The organism is Paenibacillus sp. FSL R5-0378, assembly GCF_038009285.1.
Classification (GTDB): domain Bacteria; phylum Bacillota; class Bacilli; order Paenibacillales; family Paenibacillaceae; genus Paenibacillus_AQ; species Paenibacillus_AQ favisporus.
Genome location: NZ_JBBPAY010000001.1, coordinates 989,875 through 1,005,266 on the forward strand (window position 1 = coordinate 989,875; position 15,392 = coordinate 1,005,266).

The window sequence follows — 15,392 nt, forward strand, 5'->3', positions numbered from 1 at the left end:
AGAAAATCAGCTATAGTTAATAGCTATAACAGGCTATAACCTTTTAGTAGAACGTTATACCCAAGGGGTTATGCTATAGTGATTTTAATATTATTTTCCGAGGAGATTAGCCGATGAGCACACAAACCAAACCTACAAAACGAACCGTTACTCCGTTTCGATATGATATCGTCGGCAGCTTTTTGCGCCCCCAAGCGTTGAAAGAAGCCAGAGCCCAATTCCAGAACGGTGAAATCACCGCTGAGCAGCTGAGAGAAGTAGAGAGCGCCGAGATCATCAAGCTCGTGCAGAAGCAAAAAGAAGTAGGGCTTCAAGCGGTCACCGACGGCGAATTCCGCCGTTCTTGGTGGCATCTGGACTTCTTCTGGGGTTTGGATGGTGTAGAGCGGACCATTGTTGATCAAGGCTACCAATTTAACGGTGCACAGTCCAGACCCGAAACCGCCCGCCTGACTGGTAAAGTGGGTTACAGCAGCCATCCGTTTGTATCGCATTATGCGTTTTTAAAAGAGGTTGCTGGCGAAGATGTCGTTGCGCGTCAATCCATTCCTGCGGCCGCGCAGTTCCTGTTCGAGCTGGACAGGGCAGAAAATCAGGAGAGCACGCAAGCCATCTATCCGAATCGGGAAGAGCTTGTTACGGATATTGCCAAAGCCTACAAAGCAGCGATCCTTGCACTCTATGAAGCCGGCTGCCGCAGCCTCCAAATCGACGATTGCACGTGGGGAGCGCTTTGCGACGAACAGTTTATGGCGTTTATGAAGCAGGCCGGCGTCAACGTGGCAGAATATGCGAATGAATTTGCAAGATTGAATGAGGAAGTGGTATCCGGTCTTCCGGATGACCTCGTCGTCACCACGCATGTATGCCGCGGTAATTATGTATCGACTTACGCCGGAGTTGGAGGAGGCTACGAGCCGATCGCGCAAACGCTCCTGGGTATCGATAACTACTCCGGCTACTATCTGGAGTTCGATACCGAGCGGGCAGGCGATTTCAAGCCGCTGCGCTTCCTGAAGGACAATCAGCAGGTCGTGCTGGGCCTGTTCTCTTCTAAATTCGGTGAGCTGGAAAATAAAGAGGACATCCTGAAACGGATCGAGGAAGCGACACAGTACGTCGACCTGAACCGGATTTGCCTGAGCCCGCAATGCGGCTTCGCCTCTACGGAAGAAGGCAACCACCTGACCGAGGAGCAGCAATGGCGCAAGCTTGCTTTCATTAAAGAAATCGCGGAAGAGATTTGGAAGTAACTCATATATCGAAATAGAATAAGCACCAATATAGCCGTATGGATGATGATCCGTACGGCTAAGGATGCTCTCTAAGTACTTCACGAAATGAGGCGGTTGCTGCCTCGAGTCCGCGTGTATAGAACTGATACTAAAGAAAGCCGGGAGGCTGTAAGGAATGGTCATGTTAGGCCGATCCGGTCAAACAACGCCATCCATTCCGGGTCAACCGCAGCGTTCCGGCAAGCGGCGATTTTTGCCAAAATATCTGGGTCCGGATCATTCAACACCGTCATTTGGGACAGTTTGGATAATAAAGGGATGAACTGAAAATCCCCTTCGCGATGGGCAGGCTCACGAAAATACCGGTCGAGCGACGCCAAGTCAGGGATGCTGACACAATATGCATGCGTGAATCCCTCCTGAGGATCACCGAAATAGCGCCCAAGGGAATAAAACGCGACTGATTCCGCCTTGGCTGTACGCTCGATAATCGAAAGGACCCTCTGTATTTCCGCTTCATTGACGCCATCTTTGAATTGAAACCGCAAAATGCTTGTGATCATCTCCGTCCCTCCGAATATCGTCTAATTAGAACACCCCTGGATTTCCATTGATGCCTCAACGATATTGTATCAAGGTCACTTACCGAATGTAAGAAGTCAACTCACTTGGATATAGTCATCTATTATGGATCAGCTTACTTAATTAAAGTTAAAATAACTTGAAGCGCGTATCTAAGAGGGAAACCTCTTGAAACAAGTAAAAGCCCCTTCCGGCTAATTGCCGAAAAGAGCTAAATTCTGTCTTTTGATACGGTACTTCGTCTCTCCCCCGCAACCTGAATAATCACCGCTTGAGAGTCATACGCCAGCTGTCCGAGCGGCTGAGCTCCGTGGAGGTTCTCGAAGTATTCACGGCGCTGACCAAGAGGAAAATGATTTGATCTTCGCCGGTGTTGTTGTTAAATAACACTTTGTTTGGCGTTAAATCCCCGGCACCGCCTCGGGCAACAAACTTTCCCGGAGACGGCTGGGCCTCGATTTTAATCGCAAAGGCTTCATTATTGAACAAAAAATTAAGGTTATTTAATACCAATTTCCTTCCCTTTTTCACCCGAATGACGATTTGCTGCAGCAGCAGTGTTTTCCGCGGCCCTACTTTGACCGGCGTTTTTCCGCCTACGATCCCGCTTAGTTGAATCATGCTCTCACCTCTCTAATGAAATTCCTACAACGTATTCATAGAGGATGAGCTTGGACACGGCACTGCTGGCCATAATCGTTCATCGGAATCGACAGGAGGGTGATAATCCCATGGAAATGCAGACCACACGGACGTTTAACATCCCCGCAGAGGCGACGCTTCAAGTGATCGGGGGAAAATGGAAGCTATTGATTTTATGCCATTTGAACTGTGGGGACGGACCGCAAAGAACGAGCGAATTAAAAAAGGCAATTCCCGAGATTACGCAAAAAATGCTGATCCAGCAGCTCAAGGAGCTGGAGGAAGACGGCATCGTAACGAGAACGTCTTACAATCAGGTTCCACCGAAAGTAGTCTACGAACTGAGCGAGCTGGGAAAGTCGCTGAAATTGATATTGGATCAATTGGATGAGTGGGGCGAGAAGTATATGAATTTGCGTGATTGGAGGTGTTCCTGTTCGGAATGAGGAGAAGATTGCCCCAGATGACTCAGCGTCCCGGGGATCTAAAAAACGAGCGTTGGGCCTATGAAGGCTCGCGCTCGTTTTTTAGTGAAACACCATCACGATATTCGGTATCAGGCACTAATTGATTTTCACCAGCTGCCATTGCTGGTTCAGATCGCCCCGGTAGAGATTTTGCTGAAGCTTCGCTCCATCCGCTGAGGAGGATCCGGCAACTTCGACGGCCTTGTTGCTGTTCACATTGAGGATGCTCCAGTACCCATTGCTCAGTTTGATCAATCTGAACTGCTGTGCGGTATTTCCCAAGTCCTGCATGAGTTGGACTGCTTCGCCGTTGTTCTTCGTTCCGTTTCGGATATCCATGACTTTTTGGTCGGCCGAGCTGACGCTTCGCAGCCTGTACACGTTGTTGTAAGTCCCCAGATCATCAGCCACCCATTGCTGGGCTGTTGCATTGTTGTCTGACCACTGCTGAAGCTGCAGCCCGTTGGTATTCTGACCGCCCGGCACGTCAATTGCTTTACCCGATGCGCGGTTCACGATCTTATACGTCGAGCCGGACAGGACTCCGTTCCATATACCGTTCCAAGGGTTCAACTGCGCGCGTTCGTAATACCATTCGAAGAGGAAGCGGGCCATGCCGTCCCGTGCGGTATTGCCGTCATATTTGAGGCCTGCGGTCGGATCGGCGAAAGAACTTCTTGTGCCGGGCTCCAGCAAAAATCCGTTCATATGCGCAGTCATGCTGACATTGCCAGCCGCTGTGAAAATAGCCTTCGTGTTTTTGCCGAAACCTTCATTAGACCCGTTGAACAGCTCCCAATAAGAGGAATCGCCGGGCTGTGTCTTGAACCAGGTGGTCTCTGTAATGTTGATGGGATATTGATCGGCGCAGGGCTTAATATTCGTATCCCACTGCTGCTGCAGAGTCGCATAATCGTCATGGGCACCGTACCCTGGGTACCAGTGAACGGAATACCCGACATTGTTCAAGGGATCCGTCAGCGGACTGGATGCACAGAGCTGGTAGTATTGATCCCAGCCAAGCCCCGCGGCCCATATCACGTTGTCAGCACCTTTACTGCGTATTGTGGATATGAGGGAGTTTTGAAATTTTTTAAGGGAGTTCCAGTAGTCAGCGAAATTGGGTTGAGAGGGATTTCCGCCCCATTGCCCGTTGACATCGGACAGGACCGGTTCATTGATCAGTTCGAACATCACGTTGTCCGCGCTCTTGATCGCCGGTTGGGAGGCAAGGTAACCCCAGATTTCGTTGAACTTGTTCAGATTGGATGGGGTGGTTGCCTGGTTGTTTGAAAGGGTAAAATCGAGACCCAGCGTGACATACAGGCCCTTTGTCTTGGCATAGGCAATATACGGAATGATGACGTCCTGCGTAACGCTCTGCAAACCGGCAAAATTATACGTCCCGGCGGCTACGTCGCCCATATCCTCCCGGTCGATAAACAGCCGAACCTGATTCATATACCAGCCGTGGCTGCTGCCGTACTTGGCCGAGGTACCGGTAAAGGTATCGGTGATATCCTTCAAATAGTCCAGAATTGCCGCATGCCGGTTCCCTCCGTTCCGGTCCAGATAGTAGCTGCTGGACTGGTAGGTCCAATAGGAGCCCGAGGGCTGATGCCAACCGCTTAGCAGGACGGGCTGCCCGCTGCTGTTCACCAGCTGGTTGCCGCTCACATGGAGCTTGGACATGGGCATTCCGTTCCAGGCATCCGCGGGGTGGCTGTTCATGAGCGTCGGGACTACGAGCAATAGGGCTAGCAGTAACTTGATGGTCCATCTCATTTTCTTCACACGATACATCTCCTTTTTTTGATTTACGTAAAATCAATGACGGTACGAAATCACGGGGCATGATTCTATGAATGCGTTTTCAAAAAAGAGTGTATTCCAGAGGAAGAAAGAAGACAACCTGTCAAAATATGGGTAATTTTTAATGAAAAAGGAATTCCCTTACAAATACATCTCCCGGGTTTCTTCTCCAAAAAATCCGGTTACGTCCTGGTACTCCGCGATATCGATCCGGCGCTGCCGCATGATTTTCTGAATAAAAATGGCGTCCGCAAAGAGCATGTTGACGATTTTTCCGCACGCTAACGGGGTGTCCTTGAGATGATCGACCAAATCATGAATGTCATTAAACTGAAAATAAAGGATATAACAGACATAATTCTGAAGCAGCATGCGGAAGCCGTATTCTCGATACGGGTTGGTTCCGGCATCCAAAAGAGCGTCTCGCAGCAAATCGAAAAATGTTGTTTGATGTTCCGAGTGCATCCGGAGCAGCTCATCCACGTCATTGATCAGCCGCAGTACGGTCTCAAACCCTTCTTCTGAAGGCATAAGCAGCCTGGATGATTTACCCTCAATCGATCTTAGCAGCTCCAGCGTGAGGTGTTTACCGGCCTGAATTTCGTGAGGAGTGATTAGCCATCGATCCTTATACTCATCGTGCTTGTCGCAGTAGTAATCGTGGTATAAGGAAAAATAGTGCTCTACGCGGATACCTGTTTTCGTATGAACCAAATCCCGGCCGCGGAAAGAAAAGCCGTACAGGGTTTCCTCGTTAACCGGGTGGGCATAAAGGTAGAAAAAGAAGAAAAAGTCCCTTAGCTGCTCTTTCTGCACATCATTCAACCGGGCCGCATCTGTCAACTGTCCCAATTGAAAAAAGCAGTAATGTTTCATGAAATCATTCATTGCACGGTAAGGATGGGGCCTTGCAATGGACGTCGTCGAATTGATCGTATACAGGAGAAAATAGAGGATCTGCTCATCGTAGACATCGAGGTCCGGAAAGTAACCCGAGAGCAGCGGGCTCCAGTCGGGGTTAGCCGTGTACCGGGGATCTTTCGGCTGTAATGCGTCTGCCCATTCCACAAACGGTTCGTCATCATGATCGGCAAAAAATAATTCGGCGCTGCCATCCTCGAAAAGGCCGTATACAAAGCCTTCCGTTTGTTCAAGCTCGAATCCTCTATTGAATTTGATGTTCAAATATTCGTTAAATAGCGATTGAAGTGTCATATGTTTGTTCCTCGGTTCCTTAATCATTCTGCTTGCATGCGCTTGCTCGCCGCTAACACGCTGCTTTAGAGGTTTTCGACATGAAGCGGGCATAACCTCCTGCGAAAATCCTCAGCATGAACGTATTCGTTCCAAAATTTCGGAGCCTGAAGGGTGGTCTACGATATACCGCCAGCTTCCGTCGGTTTGCCGTCTTATCACTTCGGACGTATGTCCTTCCACCTGAGCCGGATTGCCGTTCCCATCCTGTGTATGAAGGATGAAATGGGCACGCAGCAAAGCGATATTTTCGAATGGGATGCAGTAAATGTTCCTGGATGCCATGCGGCCATGCAGCTGCAGCAGATCCTCGAGCGTTCCGCGGATTTTTTCGATTCCTTGGTCAAGCCCACCGGCTGGGTTCATCAAAATGCTGTTTGGTTCGTATAGCGAAAGCAGCACGTTGATATCGCCGGAGTTGAAGGCCTCGGCAAAAGCAGCATTCATATCCTCAGGCCGCATGACCGGATTGAAGTTCAATGGTGGCTTCATAAGATCGCCTCTTTTCGTATAATGGAAATATACAGGTAGCTTATACGATCCTTCACCGGTATTGAAGTACGCAGAAATAGATGACGTAGTCATAAAAACCTGACCAGCAGGAGGAAAAGATGCCTTATCAGGATGGAACATTTGGTTGTCCGGTAGATGTGGGACTGCAGCTGATCAACGGGAAATGGAAACCGAAGATTATCTACGAGCTGCTTCAGCAAACGTGCCGTTTCGGCGAGCTCCACCGGCGAATTCCCGGCGTATCCAGGCATGTGCTGACGACGCAGCTGCGGGAGTTGGAAGAAGGCGGTATCGTACAGCGATATGCATTTTTGACCGTGCCGCCAAAAGTTGAATATTCGTTGACGGAGTTTGGCCAGCGTTTGGAGCCCATTTTGGAGCAGATCATGAAAGTGGGAGAGCACTATATTTCACAGCAAAAACAGGAGGCGGCTGCTGATCCGCCAAACTGAGTCGAGTCATGTCGATGTAAGTTATGAATACCGCTAAGGCTATAGTCTTTTCTCTAAATATCCCGCAGCACCCCCTTTCTAGGGCGTGTGCCACAGCGGGATTTTTTTATTTTAAACGAATGGGTTGACATTATGTATTACTTAATTATAATACAAGACATAACAATTAAAAGCGCTATCATTTTGGAGGTGAAGCGATGGATCTTGCAGGCATGAATATTACGTACAGGCATTTTCCTTTTGAACACTTTCTCGATTCCATGACGGAGCTCGGGGTGGATCGCATCGAGCTGTGGGCAGGTGAGCCGCATTTCTATGTGTATCGGGGCGGCCTCAGCCAAGTAAGGCGCATCCGTCAGGAACTGCGCTCCAGGCAGATGAAGGTGGTCTGCTATACGCCGGAACAGTGCGTGTACCCTTACAATCTGGCGGCATCCGATCCGGATCTGCGGCAGAAGAGCGTAGACTATTTTATCGAAATATGTACGCCGCGTTGGAATTGGACTGCAGCATGATGCTGGTCACCTCAGGGATCGGAGACTTCCATCTGTCTGAGGACCAGTCATGGACGTACGCGGCCGATTCGATCGGCAGGCTGGCCCGGGTGGCGGAGCAGGAAGGCGTAACGCTTGCTTTGGAGCCCTTGACCCGCTTCGAGTCGAACTTGATGACGGACGTCAAGGGAATCCGGAAATTGCTGGATGAGATAAGGTCCCCGGCGCTTCAGGGAATGATCGACTCGGTAGCCATGCATCTGGCCGGCGAAACGCCGGAGGATTATTTCTCCGTACTGCCGGATCTGTGTCATTTTCATCTGATCGACGGCGACGGAACTTCGGATGCGCATCTGGCTCTGGACGACGGGACTCTGGATTGGAGAAGGTATGTCACCGACCTTCAAAGCCAGGGCTACCAAGGGACCTGCACGCTGGAGATTATGGGACACCGTTATTATCAACACCCGCACGAGACGGTTAAGCAATCCATTCAAAAAATTAGGGAACTGGGCATCTGATCATTCGGATTGGGAGGAACTCACGATGAGTAATGGCACACTTACAAGAAAGCTGGGCTTCTGGTCAGCCTTGGCCTTAGCGGTGGGAACAACGATCGGCTCCGGAATCTTCGTCTCGACCGGGGATGTGGCAAGGGCTGCGGGTCTGCCTTCCATGTCTATCCTGGCCTGGATTATCGGCGGCGTTATTGCCATCCCGCAGGTTATGGTGCTGGCCGAGCTGTCTACTGCTTATCCGGAAAATGGAAGCGGTTACGTGTATCTGAACAAAGCGGGTTGGCGGCCGCTTGCCTTCCTGTACGGATGGGCGACGTTCTGGGCGCTCGATCCTCCGTCCATCTCGATCATGGCACTCGCGATCGTCACTTATCTGGCAAGCTTCTTCCCGTTCTTTAGCGGGATTGCGGGCAAGCTCCTGGGCATTGCCATTATTTTGTTCATTACCTCCATTCATTACCGCAGCGTAAAGGAGGGCGGCCGCTTTCAAGTCATCATTACTTTGCTCAAGATCATTCCGTTCCTCATCGTCATCGCGCTGGGCTTGATGTATATGAACTATGATCATTTTTCATATACGCCTGCGGCGGGAACGCACAGCGGCAGCCTGATCGGCGGAGTGTCGGCCACAACCTGGGCGTATACGGGAATGGCGTCAATCTGCTTTATGGCAGGGGAAATCCGGAATCCGGGGAAGGTGCTGCCGAAGGCACTCATCAGCTCGGTGCTGATCGTTCTTGGTCTTTACACGCTGCTGTCTGTTTGCATTACCGGTTTAATGCCGTTTGACAAGCTGATGGGCTCCAGCGCCGCCGTGTCCGATGCGGTCAGCTACATTCCGGGGTTCTCTGGCATCGCCTCGTCCTTCGTGGCGGTCACAGCTATTATCGTCATCCTCGGCGCGTTAAGCTCGTGCATCATGTTCCAGCCGCGTCTTGAGTATGCCATGGCCAAGGACGGGCTGTTCTTTCAGCGCTTTGCAAAAGTCCATCCCAAGTACGAAACGCCGAGCTTCTCGATTCTGGCCCAAGTTACGTATGCCTGCATTCTCGTCTTTTTCAGCGATTTAACCGCACTGCTGGGTTACTTTACGCTGATTCAGCTGGTGATTAACATCCTGGACTTTGCTGCGATTTATAAGTGCCGGAAAAGAGAGGACTACAAGCCGATCTACCGCATGCCTTTCTGGAGAATTACAACGGTGCTGGCGATCCTGGGCGCAGCCTGGCTGGCGTGGGGGACCTTCACCTGGGCTCCGCTCGAGGGGATGATTGCGGCGCTGATCGTGATCGTCACCGGCCTGCCTGTCTATTACTATTGGGAAAAGAAATACGGACGCCATCGACACCAGGACAGCAGCCCCCCAATGATGGCCCAACCCGCAAAAAAAGAATTGTAAGTTTAGTAATATCTAATTATAATACAAGACATAACAAATAGAGGGGCGGCAACCGCTCCAGCACAGGAGGGAACGCTACATGTTTAATTTTGACGAAGAGCTGTTTCTAAAATTGGTGGAAAAGGAAGGCCTCGCTTACCGAAGCCAGATTGAGGACATCGTCGACGGGATCTGCAGCAAAGGCTACAGCAACATCTTCATGATCGGCGCGGGCGGTACCATCGCGATGATGTATCCGTATGAATATATCCTGAAATCGAGCTCCAAGATCGACGTGCACGCCGAAATCGCCGCTGAATTTCTGGTGATGAACAACAAGCATTTCAGCAAGGATTCCGTGTGCATCTTCACCTCGGTATCCGGAACGACGAAGGAGACCATCGAGGCGATCGAGTACTGCAAAGAGCGGGGTGCAACGACCTTTGCCCTGGTGGCTGAGCCGGACACGCCGATCACGAAGCTGGTTGATCACTGCATTACGACCGGGTCGGAGAAGCACTCCTTCGATACGTTCTTCATGCTGCTGTACATGGTCGTATTCCGGTTCATGCATAACAATAACGAGTTCCCTCATTATGAGCAATTCACCAAGGAAGTCGCCCTGCTGCCGCAAGCCATTCTGGATGCCGTCAAAGCGTTTGATAAGCGGGCCGAGGCCTTTGCCGTTGAGCATAAAGATACGAACTACCATATGATGGTCGGCTCGGGGAACCTGTGGGGCAACACCTATTCCTATGCCATGTGCGTGTTGGAAGAGATGCAGTGGATTCCGGCCAAGTCCATCCATGCGGCTGAGTTTTTCCACGGTACCCTGGAGCTTGTCGTAGAAGATACAAGCGTCATTCTGCTGAAGGGTGAGGATGAAACGAGACCGCTGGCGGACCGCGTGGAACGATTTGCCGAGAAGGTCACCAAACGGCTGACGGTGATCGACACGAAAGATTTTGCGATGGAAGGGATCAGCGATGAGTTCCGGAAGCATTTTGCCGTGAGTATCAACTGGGCGTTGCTGAGCCGGATCAGCGTCTATCTGGAACGCGAAAGAAACCATCCGCTGACTTTGAGACGATACTATCGCAAGATGGAATACTAATACGTACGGGGAGCGCTGCCTATCCCGGCAGAGCTCCTTCCTTACACGGGAAGGTGAGACAAGATGCGAATCGTTACAGTCGGAGACAATTGTATGGATGTCTACCGATCCTCGGGGAAAGCCTGTCCCGGAGGAAATCCGGTAAACGTGGCCGTCTATTTGACCGAACTGGGTGCGGGGACAGCCTATATCGGCTGGGTGGGCAACGACCGGTATGGGGAGATTATGGTTCAGGCGATTCGGGGGAAGGGCGTAGATACGTCCAGGGTCTCGGTCCAAGAAGGCCGTACGGCGGTGACCTACGTCGATATGGTAGGCAGCGAAAGAAAGCTGGGCGATTATGAAGAAGGCGTGATGGCTGATTTCGCCTTGAACTCCGAGGATCTGCGCTTTACGGAGTCATTCCAGCTGGTGCATTCCGCGATTTGGGGCCATGCCGATTCGTATTTCCATAATTTTAAGGAAAAAGGACTGCTGACTTCCTTCGACTTTGCCGATAAGCTGGATCATGAGCTGCTGACGACACTGACGCCATACGTGGACTACCCGTTCTTGTCCTATACACAGGATGACGAACATATCCGCCGCCTCATGAGGGAGATCAAGGACCGGGGCTCCAAAATCGTCGTAGCCACGCTTGGAGAAAACGGTTCTTTGGCCTACGATGGAGAACGGTTCTACAAGCACGGAATTACGGAGGTGGAGGTAGTCGATACGCTGGGAGCGGGTGATTCATTTATTGCCGGATTTATATACGGTATTCTGAAAGGGCTTCCGGTCGCAGCCTGCCTGGAGCAGGGCGCCGATAAAGCCGCAAAGACGATCAGCTACTTTGCTGCATGGTGACTGGACGTAGCCATCAATGTATAATAGAGAGATACAAATTTGATCATTGATGGATAAGGATGAATGTTCAATGAATTTGAATCCTTCAACCCCTCAGCCGCTGTACATGCAGATCAGGCAAATGTTGAAGAATGATATACAGCAGGGGCGCTACAAACCGGATGAGCAGATCCCGACAGAGGCTGAGCTTTGCGATATTTATAGCGTGAGCCGGATTACGATCCGCAAGGCGATCGAGGAGCTGGTCCGGGAAGGGGCGCTGACCCGGATTCCACGGCGGGGGACGTTTGTGGCCTCCAACAAATTCCATAATGAGCTGCTGTCTGTAAGCGGATTCTCCGAATTCAGCCATCAGCTTGGGATGATTCCGAATTCCCGGATTCTCCGAAGCGACGTGATCGAAGCGACCGAAGACGTGGCCAGGTATCTTCGCATCGATGCGGGCAGCCCGGTGCTCGAGCTGGAGCGGCTTATGTACGTCAATGACCGTCCGCTGTTTTATGACATCGCGCATTATTCGCTGACCCGCTTTCCCGACCTGGAGAAGAAGATTACTACGAACGAATCGACGTATAAAATTTTGTCCGAGGATTACGGAACGGAAATCGTTAGCAACGATAAAGAGATCGATGTGATCGGCGCGACGAAGGAGTATGCCAAGCTGCTGGAATGCGACATCGGGGCGAATCTGTTCCGAATTTTAAAAGTGGCCTTTGACGCCAAGGATGAGCCGGTGCATCTCTCTACCTTCATGTGTGAGACCAACCGGGTCACGCTGACGGTTCACCGGGCGAAGCAGGGGCAGTAGACTTAGGGCTGAACGCTCGTGTGGACAGGGACGGGCGGAGACTGCACTGTGATCTGAAAATAAAAACGGACGCGGGTTAAGAACCGGCGTCCGTTTTTTTTATCCTAATCCAATTCCACAGTTCGATTCATATTGGTGCCTTCGTTGCTTTTACCCATCAGTCTGCGGAACAGGAACCTGGCCATTTTGAACTTGTTGCCGGCATCCCAGTACTCGGCTGCTTCAGCCTGCACCTTGATAAGCACAAGGTTCGGATCGTCATAGTTCGTTTCCAGCAGCTGCTCGTAAACGGGGTTCCACAATTCCTTCAGCTTTTCGGTGCTGTTCACCAGCTCGGCTTTACCACGGATGGAGACGAAGGACTTGCCGGCATAGGCTACGTTGACCTGCCGGTTTTGCAGCAGCTCATGGAACTTCTCAGTGTCTTTCTTGGTCAGGAACCACAGGTCGCCGTCGAATTCGATGTCCTGGGTCTTCATGGGACGTGAAACCAGCCCTTCTTCCGAAACGGTCGTCAGCATGGCCGTGTCGATGCCCTTAATCAAATCGCGTACTTTCTCGATCGCTTCTTGGTTGTCCGGAGTTGGATTTGTCATTTTGTTCACCTTTTCCTAGTATGTGTTTACCTTAGTATTACACTTATTTATACGCTGCCAAACCAAGAGAATTTGGCTGATTCCACTCCTGATTTGAATCCCCTTATGCACAAGCCTATACCTAGACCCCCGAGGTTCATCGCATCTTAACGGAGAAGGTATTTCCGAAGCAGGCCGAGGTGCTTACCGCAGAGGAGTGGGCAAATTCACCAGATTAGGAGACGATCCCATGACCAAAGCCGCGATTCCGGTATGCTGCCGGGCGATGGCCTTTGGTTTTTTGTCTATTTCCGAGTTATACGTACGACAATCATTTAACAGTCCACAGAATAGTGCTATACTATGAATTAGGTAATCATTCATCAGAAAAGGTGGATAACCGGGTCGCACTCTGGCTTGCCTCTTGAGAGCGCCTACATCTTTTCTTCAAATACTAGCGTGTAAGGACGGTAATTATGAGCAACAGACAAACCGAAACAGACGTTATCTTAATTGGTGCCGGTATCATGAGTGCGACTTTGGGGACACTGTTGAAAGAATTAGTACCGAACTGGAAAATTACAGTGTTTGAGAAGCTGGCAAGCCCGGGAGAGGAAAGCTCGAACGAATGGAATAACGCAGGAACGGGGCATGCCGCCTTGTGCGAGCTGAACTACACATCCGAGAAACCGGATGGTTCCATAGATATCAGCAAAGCGATTAGCGTCAACGAGCAATTTCAGGTTTCCATGCAGTTCTGGTCTTATCTGGTCAAAAGCAATTTGATTCGCAATCCGCAGGACTTTATTATGCCGCTCCCCCATATGAGCATGGTTCAGGGGAAAGAAGACGTGGCATTTTTGAAGAGACGTTTTGAGACGATGTCCAAAAACCCGCTGTTTCAAGGGATGGAGTTCTCCGACGATCCGAAAAAATTGATGGAATGGATTCCGCTCATTATGAAGGACCGGACCTCGGATGAACCGATCGCGGCCACCAAAATGGACTCGGGAACGGACGTCAACTTTGGCGCTTTAACGCGTATGCTGTTTGAGCATTTGAAGAGCAAAAACGTTGGTATTCATTACAAGCACAGTGTGGACGATATTAAACGCAACAGCGAGGGCGCGTGGGAATTGAAAATACGCAATTTGAGCAGCGGCAGCGTCGAACGCCATACGGCGAAGTTCGTCTTTATCGGCGGTGGCGGCGGAAGCCTTCCGCTCCTTCAGAAATCCGGCATTCCGGAAGGGAAGCATATCGGCGGATTCCCGATCAGCGGACTCTTTATGGTGTGCAACAATCCGGAAGTGGTAGCGCAGCACCATGCCAAGGTGTACGGCAAGGCCAAAGTAGGTGCGCCGCCGATGTCGGTGCCGCATTTGGACACCCGTTTTATCGACAATCAGAAGTCGCTGCTCTTCGGACCATTTGCGGGCTTTTCGCCAAAGTTCCTGAAGACCGGTTCCATGTTCGATTTGCTGGGTTCGGTCAAGCCGAACAACGTGCTCACGATGTTAGCTGCAGGCGCCAAGAACCTGTCGCTGACCAAGTACCTGATCCAGCAGGTGATGCTGTCGAAGGAAAAACGTATGGAAGAGCTGCGTGAGTTCATCCCGAACGCCAAGAGCGAGGATTGGGATATGCTGGTGGCCGGCCAGCGCGTGCAGGTCATCAAAGATACGGAAGCGGGCGGCAAAGGCACGCTTCAGTTCGGTACGGAAGTCGTGACCGCCTCGGACGGATCCATTGCTGCCTTGCTGGGGGCTTCTCCGGGGGCCTCCACCGCCGTTTCCGTCATGCTCGAGGTCATCGAAAAATGCTTCCCTCAGCATGCGAAGGCGTGGGAGCCGAAGATTCGGGAAATGATTCCGTCTTATGGCGCGCCTTTGATGAAAAATCCGGGGCTGATCCGCGAAATTCATACGTCGACGGCACGCACGCTCGGTCTCAACCGTGGATTGCATTCGGCCAACGTGATGTAAATATAGCGATATGATAAGAAAAACGTCTATCGACGTACCTTCAAGAAGACAGACCGCGTTTAACTGAAGTTTTTCTTGCGATTATAGAATGGTTCAGCTTCGCTGAAATTTATAAATTCTATAATCTTAAATAAAACGGCCTTCACCCTGAGCTTCAAGGGATGAGGGCCGTTTTGCATTGGCAGAGGACACCAGTCAGGGTACGTAAGCACCGACGACTTCAAACTTTGGCTCGCCTGCGATCGTCATATACTTCACTTCAACGACGCAGCCTTTCTGAAAGGAGGGAATATTCACGATCGGGATAAACGTTTTGACGATGGTATGATGAGATTCGCCATCCGGCTTGGTGACGGTTAAATCAAGCAGCACCTCCGGTTGATTATTGAGCTGCGCATTCGTTTGTTGAATGGAATTGATGACGGCTTGGGCGGATGTGCCGTTTGTGAGGATGGTTTTGCGCTGCGATAGCCCTTTACGTTGACGGGTTACTGTCTTGATGGCAAAAGTGATCGTCAGTGAAGCGGTAAGTAACGAAAAGATAATGATGATCATAACAATGGTCGTCAATGGCATGCACCTCGCTTCCATTTTTAATATAATTCAGGTAAATGACCCCAAGTAATATATATTAAGCTTAATGCAGCGCAGGGGGATCCGTCTACGATTTACAAATAAATCATCTACATAGGTTGAACTAAAGTTTAACCATTTGGA

At 50.6% G+C, this 15,392-nt stretch carries 15 protein-coding genes and 1 pseudogene; 9 read left to right on the forward strand and 7 right to left on the reverse strand.

The features are described from left to right. Positions 1-113: 113 nt before the first annotated feature. Complete coding sequence (locus MKY74_RS04365) at positions 114-1,253, forward strand: 5-methyltetrahydropteroyltriglutamate--homocysteine S-methyltransferase (RefSeq protein WP_076172357.1); 1,140 nt, start codon at positions 114-116, stop codon at positions 1,251-1,253. A 161-nt stretch (positions 1,254-1,414) separates the two neighbouring features. Here the strand turns inward: MKY74_RS04365 and MKY74_RS04370 are convergent, their stop codons facing one another. Then, a complete protein-coding gene (locus MKY74_RS04370; RefSeq protein ID WP_076172354.1) occupies positions 1,415-1,798 on the reverse strand; it encodes a Dabb family protein in 384 nt (127 codons plus the stop codon). Positions 1,799-2,081: 283 nt separating this feature from the next. After that, a complete protein-coding gene (locus MKY74_RS04375) occupies positions 2,082-2,438 on the reverse strand; it encodes a hypothetical protein (protein WP_076172322.1) in 357 nt (118 codons plus the stop codon). Positions 2,439-2,548: 110 nt separating this feature from the next. Between MKY74_RS04375 and MKY74_RS04380 the strand changes: the two genes are divergently transcribed. Further along, positions 2,549-2,905, forward strand: coding sequence for a winged helix-turn-helix transcriptional regulator (locus MKY74_RS04380; protein WP_144025448.1), 357 nt, complete (start codon positions 2,549-2,551; stop codon positions 2,903-2,905). A 117-nt stretch (positions 2,906-3,022) separates the two neighbouring features. Here MKY74_RS04380 and MKY74_RS04385 read toward each other — a convergent pair whose 3' ends face one another. The 3 genes from MKY74_RS04385 to MKY74_RS04395 all read right to left on the reverse strand — a co-directional run bounded on the left by MKY74_RS04385 (position 3,023) and on the right by MKY74_RS04395 (position 6,484). After that, positions 3,023-4,729, reverse strand: a complete 1,707-nt coding sequence (locus tag MKY74_RS04385) for an RICIN domain-containing protein (RefSeq protein ID WP_341011705.1) — start codon at positions 4,727-4,729, stop codon at positions 3,023-3,025. 150 nt (positions 4,730-4,879) lie between these two features. After that, positions 4,880-5,953, reverse strand: a complete 1,074-nt coding sequence (locus MKY74_RS04390; protein WP_076172318.1) for a hypothetical protein — start codon at positions 5,951-5,953, stop codon at positions 4,880-4,882. A gap of 111 nt (positions 5,954-6,064) precedes the next feature. Next, positions 6,065-6,484 (reverse strand): YybH family protein, encoded by a 420-nt coding sequence (locus MKY74_RS04395; RefSeq protein ID WP_076172316.1) that lies wholly within the window; start codon positions 6,482-6,484, stop codon positions 6,065-6,067. Positions 6,485-6,603: 119 nt separating this feature from the next. Between MKY74_RS04395 and MKY74_RS04400 the strand changes: the two genes are divergently transcribed. The 6 genes and pseudogenes from MKY74_RS04400 to MKY74_RS04425 all read left to right on the forward strand — a co-directional run bounded on the left by MKY74_RS04400 (position 6,604) and on the right by MKY74_RS04425 (position 12,115). Beyond that, the gene (locus MKY74_RS04400; protein WP_076172314.1) at positions 6,604-6,957 is read left to right on the forward strand and encodes a winged helix-turn-helix transcriptional regulator; all 354 of its coding nucleotides are present in this window, start codon (positions 6,604-6,606) and stop codon (positions 6,955-6,957) included. A gap of 197 nt (positions 6,958-7,154) precedes the next feature. Further along, a pseudogene (locus MKY74_RS04405) lies at positions 7,155-7,972 on the forward strand (TIM barrel protein). Between the two features lie 25 nt (positions 7,973-7,997). Then, positions 7,998-9,368 (forward strand): amino acid permease, encoded by a 1,371-nt coding sequence (locus MKY74_RS04410; RefSeq protein ID WP_076172312.1) that lies wholly within the window; start codon positions 7,998-8,000, stop codon positions 9,366-9,368. A gap of 79 nt (positions 9,369-9,447) precedes the next feature. Next, on the forward strand, positions 9,448-10,461 hold the full coding sequence (locus tag MKY74_RS04415; protein ID WP_076172310.1) for an SIS domain-containing protein: 1,014 nt from the start codon (positions 9,448-9,450) through the stop codon (positions 10,459-10,461). A gap of 63 nt (positions 10,462-10,524) precedes the next feature. Further along, positions 10,525-11,307 (forward strand): fructoselysine 6-kinase, encoded by a 783-nt coding sequence (gene frlD / locus MKY74_RS04420; protein ID WP_076172308.1) that lies wholly within the window; start codon positions 10,525-10,527, stop codon positions 11,305-11,307. Positions 11,308-11,377: 70 nt separating this feature from the next. Then, entirely contained in the window at positions 11,378-12,115 is a 738-nt protein-coding gene (locus MKY74_RS04425; RefSeq protein WP_076172305.1) for a GntR family transcriptional regulator, read from the forward strand. 104 nt (positions 12,116-12,219) lie between these two features. Here MKY74_RS04425 and MKY74_RS04430 read toward each other — a convergent pair whose 3' ends face one another. Beyond that, entirely contained in the window at positions 12,220-12,711 is a 492-nt protein-coding gene (locus MKY74_RS04430; protein ID WP_076172303.1) for a pyridoxamine 5'-phosphate oxidase family protein, read from the reverse strand. Between the two features lie 455 nt (positions 12,712-13,166). Here MKY74_RS04430 and MKY74_RS04435 point away from each other — a divergent pair, with 455 nt between their 5' ends. After that, positions 13,167-14,675: a malate:quinone oxidoreductase gene (locus tag MKY74_RS04435; RefSeq protein WP_076172301.1), complete on the forward strand. Its 1,509-nt coding sequence runs from the start codon at positions 13,167-13,169 to the stop codon at positions 14,673-14,675. Positions 14,676-14,870: 195 nt separating this feature from the next. Here the strand turns inward: MKY74_RS04435 and MKY74_RS04440 are convergent, their stop codons facing one another. Then, complete coding sequence (locus tag MKY74_RS04440; protein WP_244169313.1) at positions 14,871-15,251, reverse strand: hypothetical protein; 381 nt, start codon at positions 15,249-15,251, stop codon at positions 14,871-14,873. Positions 15,252-15,392 lie beyond the last annotated feature (141 nt).

Coding starts and splice junctions, on each gene's coding strand:
- MKY74_RS04365 (WP_076172357.1), top strand. CDS start 114: ATGAGCACACAAACCAAACCTACAAAACGAACCGTTACTCCGTTTCGA.
- MKY74_RS04370 (WP_076172354.1), bottom strand. CDS start 1,798: ATGATCACAAGCATTTTGCGGTTTCAATTCAAAGATGGCGTCAATGAA.
- MKY74_RS04375 (WP_076172322.1), bottom strand. CDS start 2,438: ATGATTCAACTAAGCGGGATCGTAGGCGGAAAAACGCCGGTCAAAGTA.
- MKY74_RS04380 (WP_144025448.1), top strand. CDS start 2,549: ATGGAAATGCAGACCACACGGACGTTTAACATCCCCGCAGAGGCGACG.
- MKY74_RS04385 (WP_341011705.1), bottom strand. CDS start 4,729: ATGTATCGTGTGAAGAAAATGAGATGGACCATCAAGTTACTGCTAGCC.
- MKY74_RS04390 (WP_076172318.1), bottom strand. CDS start 5,953: ATGACACTTCAATCGCTATTTAACGAATATTTGAACATCAAATTCAAT.
- MKY74_RS04395 (WP_076172316.1), bottom strand. CDS start 6,484: ATGAAGCCACCATTGAACTTCAATCCGGTCATGCGGCCTGAGGATATG.
- MKY74_RS04400 (WP_076172314.1), top strand. CDS start 6,604: ATGCCTTATCAGGATGGAACATTTGGTTGTCCGGTAGATGTGGGACTG.
- MKY74_RS04410 (WP_076172312.1), top strand. CDS start 7,998: ATGAGTAATGGCACACTTACAAGAAAGCTGGGCTTCTGGTCAGCCTTG.
- MKY74_RS04415 (WP_076172310.1), top strand. CDS start 9,448: ATGTTTAATTTTGACGAAGAGCTGTTTCTAAAATTGGTGGAAAAGGAA.
- frlD (WP_076172308.1), top strand. CDS start 10,525: ATGCGAATCGTTACAGTCGGAGACAATTGTATGGATGTCTACCGATCC.
- MKY74_RS04425 (WP_076172305.1), top strand. CDS start 11,378: ATGAATTTGAATCCTTCAACCCCTCAGCCGCTGTACATGCAGATCAGG.
- MKY74_RS04430 (WP_076172303.1), bottom strand. CDS start 12,711: ATGACAAATCCAACTCCGGACAACCAAGAAGCGATCGAGAAAGTACGC.
- MKY74_RS04435 (WP_076172301.1), top strand. CDS start 13,167: ATGAGCAACAGACAAACCGAAACAGACGTTATCTTAATTGGTGCCGGT.
- MKY74_RS04440 (WP_244169313.1), bottom strand. CDS start 15,251: ATGCCATTGACGACCATTGTTATGATCATCATTATCTTTTCGTTACTT.